The 13,910-nt window shown below is 72.8% G+C and carries 11 protein-coding genes; 3 read left to right on the top strand and 8 right to left on the bottom strand.

All coding sequences use genetic code 11. From position 1 onward, the window contains the following. Window positions 1-218: 218 nt before the first annotated feature. From P5P86_RS04215 to P5P86_RS04205, 3 genes are all read left to right on the top strand, one after another. On the top strand, window positions 219-1,451 hold the full coding sequence (locus P5P86_RS04215) for a PucR family transcriptional regulator (RefSeq protein WP_280610040.1): 1,233 nt from the start codon (window positions 219-221) through the stop codon (window positions 1,449-1,451). Then, window positions 1,448-2,692, top strand: coding sequence for an HAD family hydrolase (locus P5P86_RS04210; protein WP_280610039.1), 1,245 nt, complete (start codon window positions 1,448-1,450; stop codon window positions 2,690-2,692). The genes P5P86_RS04215 and P5P86_RS04210 overlap by 4 nt, the downstream gene beginning before the upstream one ends. A 174-nt stretch (window positions 2,693-2,866) precedes the next feature. Further along, a complete protein-coding gene (locus tag P5P86_RS04205) occupies window positions 2,867-3,916 on the top strand; it encodes a hypothetical protein (RefSeq protein WP_280610038.1) in 1,050 nt (349 codons plus the stop codon). A gap of 102 nt (window positions 3,917-4,018) precedes the next feature. Here the strand turns inward: P5P86_RS04205 and P5P86_RS04200 are convergent, their stop codons facing one another. The 8 genes from P5P86_RS04200 to hpnC form a co-directional block, all read right to left on the bottom strand. Continuing rightward, entirely contained in the window at window positions 4,019-5,017 is a 999-nt protein-coding gene (locus P5P86_RS04200) for a pirin family protein (protein ID WP_280610037.1), read from the bottom strand. Between the two features lie 155 nt (window positions 5,018-5,172). Beyond that, complete coding sequence (gene hpnH, locus P5P86_RS04195; protein WP_280610036.1) at window positions 5,173-6,177, bottom strand: adenosyl-hopene transferase HpnH; 1,005 nt, start codon at window positions 6,175-6,177, stop codon at window positions 5,173-5,175. Window positions 6,178-6,356: 179 nt separating this feature from the next. Further along, window positions 6,357-7,844: a 4-hydroxy-3-methylbut-2-enyl diphosphate reductase gene (ispH, locus tag P5P86_RS04190; RefSeq protein ID WP_280610035.1), complete on the bottom strand. Its 1,488-nt coding sequence runs from the start codon at window positions 7,842-7,844 to the stop codon at window positions 6,357-6,359. Then, window positions 7,841-9,757, bottom strand: a complete 1,917-nt coding sequence (gene shc / locus P5P86_RS04185; RefSeq protein WP_280610034.1) for a squalene--hopene cyclase — start codon at window positions 9,755-9,757, stop codon at window positions 7,841-7,843. The genes ispH and shc overlap by 4 nt, the downstream gene beginning before the upstream one ends. A gap of 29 nt (window positions 9,758-9,786) precedes the next feature. Next, a complete protein-coding gene (locus P5P86_RS04180) occupies window positions 9,787-10,818 on the bottom strand; it encodes a polyprenyl synthetase family protein (RefSeq protein WP_280610033.1) in 1,032 nt (343 codons plus the stop codon). Window positions 10,819-10,835: 17 nt separating this feature from the next. Continuing rightward, the gene (hpnE, locus tag P5P86_RS04175; RefSeq protein WP_280610032.1) at window positions 10,836-12,149 is read right to left on the bottom strand and encodes a hydroxysqualene dehydroxylase HpnE; all 1,314 of its coding nucleotides are present in this window, start codon (window positions 12,147-12,149) and stop codon (window positions 10,836-10,838) included. Then, entirely contained in the window at window positions 12,146-13,036 is an 891-nt protein-coding gene (gene hpnD / locus P5P86_RS04170) for a presqualene diphosphate synthase HpnD (RefSeq protein ID WP_280610031.1), read from the bottom strand. The genes hpnE and hpnD overlap by 4 nt, the downstream gene beginning before the upstream one ends. Beyond that, window positions 13,033-13,872, bottom strand: coding sequence for a squalene synthase HpnC (hpnC, locus tag P5P86_RS04165; RefSeq protein WP_280610030.1), 840 nt, complete (start codon window positions 13,870-13,872; stop codon window positions 13,033-13,035). Before hpnC ends, hpnD begins: the two co-directional genes overlap by 4 nt. Window positions 13,873-13,910 lie beyond the last annotated feature (38 nt).

Raw genomic sequence — 13,910 nt, 5'->3', positions numbered from 1 at the left:
CGGATCACAAGAAACGGTGTCGAGGGAGGGCGTACGGCGTCCCTGACCGGGCGACCCCTTGCCCGCTCCCCCACCCCACGTGACACTCCTCGCGGGGAAGGGCACGGCGGGTCACAGCGAATGGATAACTCGGTGGGACCAGACGTGGGAGTGTGATGACCGACACGCCGGGAGAGGGAGCTGGGGATGGCCGTGACGGGGCCGGACGAGGTCGTCGGATGAGCGAAGCGCGCTTCGACGCCCTGGTGCTCACGCTCCCCGCCACCGTGGTGCGGCAGCTGCGCGACAGCATCCCCGACTTCGCCGAGGGCGTCACCCGCCGGATCCAGCAGGAGGTGCCGGCTTACGCCGGCCCCGCGGACGGCCGGCGACGCCAGCTCATCGCGATGGCAGTGGTCGAGTCGGCGAACCTCTTCCTGTCCTCCCTCGGGTCCCGGGTGGTCTCCACCGCAGGTGTCGACGACCTCTTCCGCCGGATGGGGTACGGCGAGGCGGGCGAGGGGAACAACCTCGACGCGCTGGAGAGCGCTCTGCGGATCGCCGGCCGGGAGGCCTGGCGGGTGCTGCAGGAGGTGGTGATCCGCTCGGGTCTGCCCGCCGCCACCCTGGGCCGGCTCGGTGACGACCTGCTGGCGTTCGTCGATCGCCTCATCGGCCAGGCCCGGGCCGGACAGGCGATGGCCTGGCGGGTGCGGGACCGCGACGTCGCCACCAACCGGCTGCTGCTCCTGCGAGCGCTGTGTCAGGGGTACGACGATGCCGTGCAGATCCGGGCCGATCTCGCCGGGTGGTCCCTGCCCGACACGGTCGCGGTGGTGGCGGCGTCGGCTCCCGAAGGCACGCCCTGGCCGGAGGAGGAGGGGCTGGTGGGTGACGCACTGGCCGACACCTCGGCAGTGCCGGCGATCTTCGTGGCGCCCGCCGACCATATCGAGGAGCTGGTACGCCGCCTGCGTTCGGTGGACGCGGAGGTAGCGCTGGCACGGAGCTGGCCGGTGCCGACCGAGGAGGCCGGGCACGCGCACCGGTGGGTGGTGCGCGCGCTCGAGCTCGCCGCGAGCGGCGGCATCCCCCGCCAACCGGTGATCGACTGCGCCCGCTACCGCACCCAGTTGTGGCTGCATGCCGAGCCGGCGCTGCGGCGACAGATGGCCCAAGAGCTGCTCAAGCCGCTGTTCGCGGAGACGCCGAACTCGCGCGAGATCCTGTCGGCGACACTGTTGGTATGGCTGGAGACCCGGGAGAGCGCGCCGGCGATCGCGGCGATCCTGGGCGTCCATCCGCAGACGGTCCGTTACCGGTGGCGCCGGATCAACGAGCTGTTCGGGGAGTCGCTCCACGATCCGGAGTTCGTGGTGCAGCTGACCATGGTGCTCAAGGCGAGCGTCCCGCTCTGGGTCGCCGGCGACCAGAGCGACTTCGAGCGGTACTGGAGCGAGGAATCCTCGTGACCAGCGTCTCGGCGGCGCTGGGGAGCAGCTCCCCGACCACCCCGAGGCTGGTCGCCCGACTCGCCTTGCCCCGCCTCGGTCTGACCTGGCTGGCGGTGCTGGCCAGCTACGCCCTGGCCATCGCCGTACACACGCCGGGCGCGATCGCCGCGGCAGCGCTGGCGACGCTGCTGCTCGGTGCCGCGGCCCTCCTGGTGCGGCAGGGGGCCGAGGTGAGTGGACCCCGGCCGGTTCCACGTTGGTACGCCGCGGCGGCGGTGGGTGTGGCGGCAGTGGTGCTGCTCGCCCGTGGTTCCCTCGACAGCTGGAGCGCAGGCGCGATGGCCGCGGTGGCCACCCTGCTGGCTCTCGCCCCCGGTGCGGTGCTCGCCGCCTCTGAGACCCCCCTGCGACAGGCAGTGGTCCGGGGTCGGGCCGACGGCATCGCGCTGCGGCGGACCGGTGCGCTGCTCGGCGCTCGCGAGGTCGACACCGTCGCCCTCGATGGACTCGAGACGGTCGTGTCGGGCAAGGTGGTCGACCAGGTGCATCCGCTCGATGAGAGCCACCTGCGCAACCTGCGATGGTTCGCCGGGGCGCTTGCTCACAGTCTCGACAGCCCGCTGGGACGGGCCGTCGCCAAGCTCTCGGCTGCCGGCAACCTCGCCGACGTCACCCACCACCCCGACCTGGGCATCAGTGGCTCGGTCGACCGGCATCCCACCCGGATCGGGCGACTCGAGTGGCTCGGGCTCGAGCCGGTCACGAGCCCGTGGGACGTGGTCGGCGTCGAGGTCGACGGGCGCCCGCTCGGCTACGTCACCGTGGCCGACGCGCTGCGCGCCGGTGCCGCCGAGCGGGTCGCGGCCCTGCGGGCCGACGGGCTCGACGTGCTCCTGGTGGCCGTGCCGGCCCCGCGCGTCGAGGCGGTAGCCGAGCAGGTGGGCATCGCCACCGTCGTCACCGAGGCGCCCCGCGACGCTGCAGTGGTCTCCTCGCGCGCCGTCTCCGCGCGACTGCTGCTCGGGCCCGCCGGGCAGGACATCGGCGTCGAGCAGGCCGACATCGCCTCGGCCGTCACGGCACTGGAGCTGTGCCGCGCCACCGACCGCACCCAGCGCCGCAGCATCCGGATCGCGCTCGGCTGGCACGGGCTGGCGGCCGTCCTGGCGGCTGCGGGGCTGCTCGCGGCCTGGCCCGCCGCCGCTGTGGCCGTGGTCGGGACGGGTGTGGTCTGGGGTATCTCGCGGGTCCTGCGGTAGGGCTGGTCTGCGGGTCGGCTGGCGGACGGCGCTGGGGTAGTCCGGGGCGGAAATCAGGGGTCAGCGCCGGTCGGCCCTGATTTGCGCCCCGGACTACCCCGCCACTGACGATCTCGCCGAGATTCCCCTGTGGAGAACGTCCTCGACACCGGTGTTGCGGGAAAGGCTGAGGACGTGGCCACGGCAGCGTCAGCCTTCCAGCCGCCGGAGTTCCATCCCCGGCGGCCCGGTCTCGTGCGTCCCGTCCCGATCGATCCAGACGGCGTGAAGGGGCCGACGCGCGGTCAGACGATGTCGCGGACGTGGCGCCGGACAGGGCACAACCTCTACCTGCCCGCCCACATCGACGATGACGACCTCGATCAGCGCCTGGTGGAGATCGGTACGGCGCTGCCGGCCCAGAGTGCCGTGACCGGGTGGGCCGCGCTGCACTGGCTGGGTGCGCCGTGGACGGAGGGGGTCGCGGCTGACGGATCGCGACATCGGGTGCCGATCCTGGTCCCGAACCATCGCACCCGCTCACGTCCCGAGGTGCTGATCACGGCGGAGCGGTTCCGCCCTGGTTGGATCGCCGAGGTCGACGGCCTGGCGATCACCGACGCCCTGGCGTCGGTGTGCTTCGAGGCACGCCACGCGGAGAGCCTCGAGCGGGCGGTCCGCTGGCTCGACATCGCCCTGTCCGCCGATCTGGTCTCACCCGAGACGCTCGCGGCGTACGTGCCGCTGCTGACGGCGTGGACGGGCGTGCCGCAGCTGCGCGAGGCGCTGGCGCTGGCCTGCGAGAACTCCTGGTCGCCGATGGAGACCGAAATGCGACTCGTGTGGACACTGCGTCTGCAGCGCACGGCCGTCGTCGCCAACCACCCCGTCTTCGTCGACGGCCGGTTCGTCGGGACGCCGGACCTGCTCGACGTCGAGGCGGGCGTCGTCGGGGAGTACGACGGCGCGCTCCACCTGGAGGGACACCAACGTGCCAAGGACATCAGGCGGGAGGGTGTCTTCCGCAGGATCGGTCTGGAGTACGTGACCATGACATCCGCCGACCGGCACGACCCGAGCGAGTTCGTCCTGCGCACCTGGGATGCCATCCGGCGAGCGTCACGTCGACCCGGTCCTCGTCGCTGGACCATCGAGCCACCGCCCGGTTGGGTCGACACGACGACAGTCGCCGCTCGCCTGGCGCTGTCGACCGAGCAGCGAGCGCGGTTGCTGCGAGCGGGCTGAGGTTCGGCCCGCGCTGGGGTAGTCCGGGGCGGAAATCATCCTTCCGGGCGCCCGAGCCCTGATTTCCGCCCCGGACTACCCCGCCCCTCGTTCAGCCCCGCCTCAGCCCCGCGACCTCAGCCGCACGTTCATCGGCAGCGGCGGTGCCGGGATCGGTGCCAGGTGGTCGCCGAGCACCCGGCCGAAGCGACCGTCGGCGACCTCTTGAGCATCCGCGACCACCTCGCCGGAGGCGGCGGTGATCTGGGTCTGCCACGCGTCGCGGTAGCCCACGATCTCCTCGTGCGTGCGGCCGACGAAGTTCCACCACATCACGATCGACTCGCCGAACGGCGGGCCGCCGAGCAGCAGCAGCCTGCTGAACTCGGCCGCCTCCAGCGTGCGCTCCGCGGCGCCGGGCGGCAGGTAGGCGAGCGCGTCCTTGGCCACCGGTACGCCGTCGACCAGCACGGCGCCGGTGTCCACCAGGATCCCGTGCTCGAAGGCGCTGTCGACCGGGATCCGCAGCGACGTACCGGCTTCGAGGAGTAGCTCGACCCCCAGCAGCGGGGTGAAGGTCGCCACCGGCGAGGACGAGCCGAGCGCCGAGCCGAGGAAGACCCGCGCCTCCCAGCCCGGTCCGCGCACCGGCTCGGGCGCGTAGTGCTGGAAGCCGGGTTCGGTGTCGCGGGCCGCCTCGGGCAGTGCCGTCCACAGCTGCGCGCCGTGCAGGACGGGGGTCTCCTCGGTCGAGATCTCGGAGTGGCTGATGCCGCGGCCGCCGGTCATCAGGTTCACCTCGCCCGGCCTGACCATGGCGTGGTTGCCGGCGCTGTCGCGGTGCTCGATCTCCCCGGTGAAGAGCCACGAGACGGTCTGCAGCCCGGTGTGCGGGTGCGGCGCGACCTGCATCCCGCCCGTCGCCGCGACATCGTCGGGGCCGTAGTGGTCGACGAAGCACCATGCCCCGATCAGGGTGCGCTCGCGCGAGGGCAGCGTACGGCGCACACTCATCGCCCGCGGCCCGCCCAGCGGCACGTCGCGCGGGACGATGATCTCGATGCCGTGGGCGGCCTCCGCCGCGCAGACGACCTCGTCGGGGTGGACCTCGGTGTTGCTCACGGGGTCACGCTACGCCGAACCCGACCAGGCGCCTCGCCGGGCTCGTCGGCCATCGGTGGCGGCTCGGCGGGCCGGGTGGTGAGCCCGCACTCCCCGTGGAGCTCGGCACGGGGAGTGCGGGTCGGGCTGCCAGCCTCGCCGCACCCGCGACAGCATCAGACCGAGACGGCTGCCCGGATCGACTCCTTGAGCGAGCTCATCGTCGCCAGCACAGCGGTCGGCTCGTAGCCGCAGTGCGCCATGCAGTTGGCGCAGCGCGGGTCCTTGCCGCGGCCGTAGGAGTCCCAGTCGGTGGTCTCGAGCAGCTCGTCGTAGGTCTCGGCGTACCCGTCCGCCATCAGGTAGCACGGCTTCTGCCATCCCTTGAGCGAGAACGACGGGATCGCCCAGGCGGTGCAGTCGAAGTCGACCTTGCCCTCCAGGAAGTCCAGGAAGAGCGGGCTGTGGTTGAGCCGCCACTTCTTGCGCCGGCCGTCGCCGAAGGCCTTCTTGAACAGCTCGCGGGTCTGGGTGACGCCCAGCCAGTGCTCCTGGTCGGGCGCCTTCTCGTAGGCGAAGCCGGGCGAGATCTGCATGTTGTCGACCTTGAGCTCGTCGTTGAGGTAGTCGAGCACGTCGATGACGTCCTGCGGCGTGTCGGTGTCGAAGAAGGTCGTGTTCGTCATCACCCGGAAGCCGAGCTCCTGCGCCTGCTTGATCGCCGCGACGGCCTGCTGGAAGACGCCCTCCTTGGAGACCGACGCGTCGTGGCGCTCCTCGAGGCCGTCGATGTGCACCATCCAGGCGAAGTTCTTGTGCGGGCTGAACTTGTGGATGTGCTTGGGCAGCAGCACCGCGTTGGTGCACAGGAAGACGAACTTCCCCTTGTCGAGCAGCTGTCGGGTGATCTCGTCGATCTGCGGATGCATGAGCGGCTCACCACCGGCGATGGAGACCATCGGGGCGCCCGAGTCGACGACGGCGCCCACGGCCCGCTCGACCGGCATCCGCTCCTTGAGCAGGTTGGCCGGCTCCTGGATCTTGCCGCAGCCGGCGCACTTGAGGTTGCACGCGAACAGCGGCTCCAGCTCGACCAGCAGCGGGAACTTCTTGCGGCCCTTGATCTTCTGGGTGAGCAGGTACTTGCCGATCGCGATCGACTGGTGCAGGGGCATGGACATGGGTGTAACTCCTTATCTGGCGCCGTTGCGAGCGGCGCCCGGTGCGTGCGATGGCCACCGCGCGGGGCGGGCGGCGGAGGAGGGAGCTGTGGCGGAGCCACGGCGGCTGACGACGACGCGGCCGGCGCGCGGGCGAGGTGCCGCGCAGCGGGCGAGCAGGTGAGGAGACGCGTCCACTCCTAGGAGACCTCCCGTGGCAGTGTGAAGCGCACGGACTCCTCGACGCCGTCGGCCTCGCGCACGCTGACGGCCCCGAGGCCCGTCAGGCCGGCGACGACCTGGTCGACGAGGTACGGCGGGGCGGACGCCCCCGCCGTGATTCCCACCCGGCTCGCGCCCTGGAGCCAGGACAGCTCGATCTCCTCCAGATCGTCGACGAGGTACGCCGGCGTGCCCTCGGCCTGGGCGACCTCGGCCAGGCGAAGGGAGTTGGAGGAGTTGCGGGAGCCCAGGACGATGATCAGCCCCGTGCTCCCGACGTCGCGGGCCACCGCCCGCACCGCCTGCTGGCGGTTGGTGGTGGCGTAGCAGATGTCGTCGCGGCGCGGCGCGCTCAACGCCGGGAAGCGCTCCCGCAGCACCGCAGCGGTCCGCTCGGCCTCGTCGACCGCGAGGGTGGTCTGCATGACGTAGGAGACCTTGGCCGGGTCCCGTGCCTCGACGGTGCGGGCCTCCTCGGCATCGTTGACCACCACGATGTTGCCCGGCGCCTCGCCGTAGGTGCCCTCCACCTCCTCGTGCTCGGCATGGCCGATGAGGAAGACGGTGTGGTCGAGCGCGGCGAACCGACGTACCTCGGCGTGCACCTTGGCCACGAGCGGACAGGTCGCGTCGATGACACTCAGCCGGCGGGCGTCCGCGTCGGCGCGGACGCTCGGCGCGACGCCGTGAGCGGCGAGGACGACTGTCGAGCCCTCCGGGACCTCCTCGACCTCTTCGACGAAGATCGCGCCCTTGCGCTCCAGGTCGGTGACGACGTGCCGGTTGTGCACGATCTGGCGCCGCACGTAGACCGGGCTGCCGTATCGATCCAGTGCCCGGTCGACGATGTCGATCGCGCGGTGCACGCCGGCGCAGAAGCTGCGCGGCATGGCCATCACGACCTCCCGGCCGAGGCAGGCTGCAGCCCACTCGGCCAGCACCGGCGCCGCCTTGCGCAGGGCGGTGAGGGCGGCCAGCCCGCGAGCCGGCGTCCCCGCGGACACGAGTCGATGCTCGGGCGTGTCGACGATCGCCCGGACGACGACGGCGTGCGCCGCGCCCTGGAGCAGGAGCGCCGACTCGGTGTCGACGGCGATGGCGCCGTTCGCGGCGAGCTCCGCGCGCGCCGCCGGGTCGTCGACGATCCGCTCCGTGGTGGCGATCGCACCGACGTGCACCCGCAGCCCGGCGCGGCGCAGCGCCCCGGCGAGCATCGCCGCCGCCGGCAGTTCGCGCTCGGACCCGGTGCCCGCGTCGATGACCCGGGTGGCCACCACCAGGTCCCCCGGTGCGAGGTCGCTCGTCAGTGCGCCTGCCACGCCGGCGATCACGACCGGGTCGGTCGTCGGCGCGGCCAGCCCGCGGGAGCGGCCGGTGCGCCGGACGGTGCCGACGTACTGGTGCGGGAGGCCCGAGCGCACGGCCAGCCACTCGGTGCGCAGCGGGGTGAGGATGGTGGGTGTCATGGTCCCTCGACGGGCTCGGGGGACGTTCGACGCGCGTAGCGACCGAGTGCCCACATGGGGAAGACCTGCCGGTACATCTCGTAGCCGATGTAGAAGTAGCCCGGGAAGCCCGTACCGGTGTAGAGCTCCTCGTCCCAGCCTCCGTCGGGGCGCTGGGTGGCGACCAGGTGCGCGATGCCGCGCTCCACCATCGGACCGTCCTCGCCGGCGGCGAGCAGCGCCAGCAGCGCCCAGGCGGTCTGCGACGGGGTCGAGTCCCCGCGGCCGACCCAGGCCTTGTCGTGGTAGCTGCGCAGGTCCTCGCCCCAGCCACCGTCGAGGTTCTGGTGCTCCTCGAGCCACGCCACCGCGGCGCGTACGGCGGCGTGATCGGTGCCGACCCCGGCCGCGACCAGCGCCGGCACCACCGCGCCGGTGCCGTAGAGGTGGTTCGCGCCCCAGCGTCCGAACCAGGAGCCGTCAGCCTCCTGGTGGTCCAGCAGCCACCGCACACCGCGGCGGCATTCCGCCGAGTCCGCCAGGCCCTCGAGGGCCATCATCTCCACCACGTGCGCGGTGACGTCGGCCGAGGGCGGGTCGATCACGTTGCCGAAGTCGCAGAACGGCAGCCGCGTCGGCATCCGCGAGGTGTTGTCGGCGTCGAAGGCGCCCCAGCCGCCGTCACGCGACTGCATGCCGACCGTCCAGGTCACGGCTCGGTCGAGTGCGGTGCGCACCCGGGCCGCATCGGGGTGCGCGACGCCGCGCAGTGCCAGCACGACCTCGGCGGTGTCGTCGGTGTCGGGGTAGACGTCGTTGGCGAACTCGAAGGACCAGCCGGCGCTCGGCAGGTCCGGCCGCTGCACCTGCCAGTCGCCGGCGGCGGTGACCTGCTCGGCCAGCAGCCAGTCGGCGGCGCGCAGGACGTCAGGGTCGTCGGCCGGCGTTCCCGCCTCGAGGAGGGCGGCCAGGGAGAGTCCGGTGTCCCAGACCGGGGACTGGCAGGCCTCCAGCCAGCGCAGCGGGCCGCCGGGAGCGTCCGGCACCTCGACGAAGAAGTCGTCCAGGCCGGCCAGCGCCGCCCTCATCGCCGGGTGCTCCAGCGAGTAACCCATCTGCCACAGCGCGAGGATCGAGTAGACCCAGGGCGGCTGGATGCCACCCCACCCACCGTCGGCCTCCTGACGGGCGAGGATCCACTCCGCGGCCTGCCGCATCGCCGTCCGGCGCAGGGGGTTGAGGGGCAGCTTCCCGAAGAGCCGCACGCCGACGTCGAGGCGCTGGAAGACCCCTGCCACCGACCACAGCGGGTCCAGCCGCGCCGGCGGTGTGCCGGTGAGCAGCGGCGCGGCGTCGAACGCCACCGGGACGACCGGCCGGGTGGAGCTGACGATCGAGAGCGGGACGATCGTCTGTCGCGCCCAGCAGCCCCACTGGTAGATGTTCAGCGGTGCCCAGGACGGCAGGAACATGATCTCCGGCGGCACCGTCGGGCACTCGTCCCAGCTCCACAGACCGACCAGCGAGAGCCACATGTGCGTGAAGACGCGGGCCTTCTCCAGGCCGCCGTGCGCGCGCACCCAGGTCGCGGCCCGGACCAGGTGCTCGGCGTCCTCCGGATCGCCGGCCAGACGCAGGGCCACCCATGCCTCGACCGTCGTGGAGAGCGTGCCGGGCGCGCCCGGGAAGTCACCCCAGCTGCCGTCGGGACGCTGCTGGGAGCGGATGAAGCGCGCGCTGCGCTCCTGGTCGTCGGGTACGACGATGCCCAGCACGTGCCGCAGCAGCATGTCCTCGGCGTCCATCGTCACGTTCGTGGCCAGCTCGCCCTTCCACCAGCCGTCGGGGTGCTGGCGGCTCTTCAGGTGGACGACGGCTGCCTCGAGTGCCGCAGCGACGTCTCGGGTGCCACGGACTGCCGTCTCGGCAGTCACGGAGGGACGTCTCGACGTTTCTTCGATGGTCACAGCTTGCGCTCCGTCACGAAGTGGGCCAGGTCGATCAAGGTGTGGTGGGCCGCCTCGTCCAGGCCGAGGCCGTCCAGGGCGGCGAGCGCCGTCGCCACGTGGCTGTCGGCGGCCGCCGTCGCCCACTCCCGGCCGCCGGCCTTCTCGATCAGGTCGGCGGCGCGCTCGAGCTCCTGCGGCTCGACGACCGTCCGCGACCCGTGGGTGGCGAACCAGGCCGCGAGGTCGGCGCCCGCATCACCGCCGTTCTCGATCGACCAGACCACCAGGAGGGTCTTCTTGCCGGCAGCCAGATCGGCGAAGACGGGCTTGCCGGTGACCTGCGGGCTGCCCCAGATCCCGAGCAGGTCGTCGACGATCTGGAAGGCCAGGCCGAGCTCGGCGCCGAAGGTGTGGCAGCCGTCGACCACGTGCCGCGGCGCGCCGGCGAGGATCGCCCCGAGCGAGGCGCTCACCGCGAGCAGGGCACCTGTCTTGTCGGCCTCCATCGCCAGGCACTCGGCCAGCGTGACGTCGTCGCGGCGCTCGAACTCCACGTCGCGCGCCTGCCCGCGGATGACCTCGCGGGTCGCTCGGGCGAGGGCGAGCGAGGCCGGATCGGCGTACGGGCCGCCCTCGTCGGCGAGGACCTCGTGCGCCAGGGAGAGCATGGCGTCACCGGCCAGGATCGCCGTGGTGTCGTCCCAGACCGACCACACCGTCGGGCGGTGCCGACGCTCCCGGTCGCGGTCGATGATGTCGTCGTGCACGAGCGAGAAGTTGTGCACCAGCTCGACCGCCACCGCGCCGGGGACGGCCGGGCGGTGGTCGCCGAGCGCCTCGGCGACCAGCAGCGTAAGGCCGGGACGCAGCGCCTTCCCGGCGGGGCTGGTGACCGGCGTGCCATCGGGCTCGCACCAGCCCAGGTGGTACGACGACACCCGGCCCAGGAAGGGGTCGAGCCGCCCGACGGCAGCACGCATCGCCGGCTCGAACAGCGAGCGGGCATGGGTCAGCCAGTCCAGGGCGTTGGTCCTGGGACTGGTCATGGGGTCGGTCCTCTGGGTCATGCGACCACCTCCAGGCGGCTCGGCTGGTCCTCGAGCACGGCCGCTGCGGCGTCGTTGCCGCTGCGCACCGCGCCCTCCATCGTGGCGGGCCACCCGGTGGCGGTCCACGCTCCGGCGACGTACAGCCCCCGTCGCCGGGTCCGTGCCGGCGGCCGGAAACGGGCCGTACCGGGCGTCGGGTCGAAGGTCGCGTGGGGTTCGCGGGTGACGAAGAAATCGAGCAGCTGGGCCCCGCGCGCTCGCGGCAGCAGCGCCTCCACGTGCGGCAGGAAGCGCGTGCGCAGCTCCGCGACGGGCAGCTCGGCGTACGCCTGGGCGGCCGAGAGCGAGACAGCGACGTACTGCCCCTGCGAGAGCCCGCTGTGGCCGGTGCGGTCGAAGACCCACTGCAGCGGGCTGTCCACCGCCGCGGTGAACGGCTCCTCGAGCACCGCGCGGTCGTAGACCAGGTGCAGGTTGAGGATGGGCGCGCTCCCCAGCCCCTCCACCCAGCCGTCAGGCAGGTCGAGAGCGTCGGTGGGGAGCAGGCGGCGCGCCTGGTCCGGGGGTACGGCGAGGACGAGGGCGTCGGTGTCGATCCCCTGCAGGCTGCTCATCCGGGAGCCGGTGCGGACCTCGACGCCGGCCGCCGCCAGCGCCCGAGTGGCGGCGTCGCCGTGCAGCTGCTGCAGGGGAACGCGCGCCCAGCCGATGTCGGCTGCGTCGGGACTGTCGAGCAGCCCGAGCTGGAAGACGGTGGCGGCCAGGGCGAGCGAGGCCCGGTCGGCTGTCGCGTTGAGGGTGGCGACGCCGATGAGGTCCCACAGTGCCTCGATCGCGCGCGCACCCTGACCGTGGTCGGCGAGCCAGGCGCCGAAGCTGCGCTCGTCGGTCGTCGGCGCCGTCCGGTCCAAGCGGCCGAGCGCGACGACGGCCGGCACCAGCCGTGCCTTCGCGGCGAGGCCGAGCCAGGGATAGCCGGCCAGCGCGACAGCGAGGTGCAACGGCGGCGGCAGCGTGGCGCGGCGCAGTCGACCGACCCGGGTGGATGCCTCGCTGCGCACGGTGACGTCGAGCCGGGGCTGGAGCTCGACCTGGTCGCGGACGCCGAGCCGGTCGAGCAGATCCGTGTAGGCGGTGCAGCAGCGCAGGAACACGTGCTGGCCGTTGTCGATCCACAGGTCCTGGTCGGCCACGCTGCGCCGGAAGCTGTGGGTCAGGCCGCCCAGGCGCGGGCGTGCCTCCAGCAGGGTGACAGCGGCACCGGCGTCGGCCAGCCGCAGCGCCGCCGTGATGCCGGCGAGGCCACCGCCGATGACGGTGGCCCTCACGAGCGCCCCCTGAGCAGGCAGGTGACGGCGACCCGGGCCTTCTGGGCTCCGGAGAGCCGCAGCCGCTTGTCGTAGACCTGCACCGGGTCGGCCGCGATCCGCTGGTTGAGGTGGCGGTAGATCCCGGCCATCGCGGTGCAGCAGGCGGCGCTGCGGCGGTCCAGGTGCGGCACCAGCCGCAGCCCGAGCCCGTACCAGTCCTCCGCCCGCGCCGCGGCGAAGCGGAGGTAGGCAGCCAGCCGGCCCTCGGGGTCGTCCAGGTCGCCGGCCGCATCGGTGCGCAGCTCGATGCCCCACTGCGCCAGCTCGCTCTGCGGCAGGTAGATCCGCCGGTTGCCCAGGTCCTCGCGCACGTCGCGCAGGATGTTGGTCTGCTGGAGCGCGATGCCGAGCTGGTCGGCGAAGAGCTCGGCTCGCGGCTCGGAGCCGCCGGCTCCCGCCTCGGTGCCGAAGATCGAGAGGCACAACCGCCCGATCGCGCCGGCCACCCGGCGGCAGTAGACGACCAGCTCGTCCCAGTCGGCGATGGTGACGAACTCGGCCAGGTCGGTCTCGACGCCGTCGATCAACTCGCCGAAGGCACCGAGCGGCACCGGGTAGCGCCGGGCCGCGTCGGCCAACGCCACCAGGACCGGGTCGGTGGCCTCGTCGAGGTGCTCGAGGTCGGCCCGCAGCTCGGTGAGGGCCTTGAGCTTGGTCTCGCGGGGCAGCTCGCCGTCGCCGATGTCGTCGACCCGTCGGGCCAGCGCGTAGACGGCGCAGAGCGCGGTGCGCTTGGGCGCCGGCAGCAACCGGATGCCGTAGTAGAAGTTGCCTGCCTCGGTCCGGGTGATCCGCTCACACTCGAGGTAGGCCTCCTCGACGGTGCTCCGAGCTCCCTGGCTCATGCGCGCCCTCTCACCAGCACCGCGACCGCCAGGGCGGCGGTGCGGGCCTTGCCCGGGCGGGCATCCCGGGCGAGGACGTCGCCGTCGGCGGCACGTAGCGCGGCGACGGTGGCCAGGCCCCCGGCGACGAACCCGGCCACCGCGACCCGCGCCCAACCGCTGAGCTGGCCGACCAGCTGCGAGCCCTCACGGAGCCACTCCTGCGCCCGGTCGGTCTCGGCGAGGACGCACCGCCGCAGGGCAGCGGTCGCACGCGCGCGGTCGAGGTCGGCCTCGATGACGCCGTACTGCTCCAGGGAGCGCTGCGGCAGGTAGATGCGGCCGGCGCGCCGGTCCTCGCCGACATCCTGCAGGTGCTCGACCAGCTGCAGGCCGGTGCAGACCCGGTCCGACAGGGCGACGCGCTCGGGCGTGGAGCATCCGAACAGCTCGAGCACCATCCGGCCGACCGGGTCGGCCGAGAGGCGGCAGTAGCCGACCAGGTCCTCGAAGGTGGCGTAGCGGTGCACCTGCTGGTCGCGGAGGTTGGCCTCGATCAGATCGAGGAAGGGCTGCTCGGACAGGCCGCACTCGTGCACGGTGCCGGCGAGCCGGCGCAGCGTCGGGCTGATCGGGGTGGCACCGCGCCAGATGCTGCTGGTCTCCTCGCGCAGTCGCACCAGGGCGGCGGTGCGATCGCCGGCATAGGTGTCTCCGAGCTCATCGACCTCGCGGGCGAACCCGTAGACGGCGTGGAGGTGCTCGCGGTGCCGGGCCGGGAGGAGGCGCAGCGCGACAGGGAAATTCTCCCCGGCCTCCCGCTCGTGCAGGGAGCCCGCGGTCTGCACGGCACTCATAGGGACTATGTAACACCTTCGGACGCGCCGAACTCTGC

The organism is Nocardioides sp. BP30 (assembly GCF_029873215.1).
Taxonomy (GTDB): Bacteria; Actinomycetota; Actinomycetes; order Propionibacteriales; family Nocardioidaceae; genus Nocardioides.
Note: the sequence above shows the minus strand (reverse complement) of the source record. Positions and strands in the feature narration are given on the sequence as shown.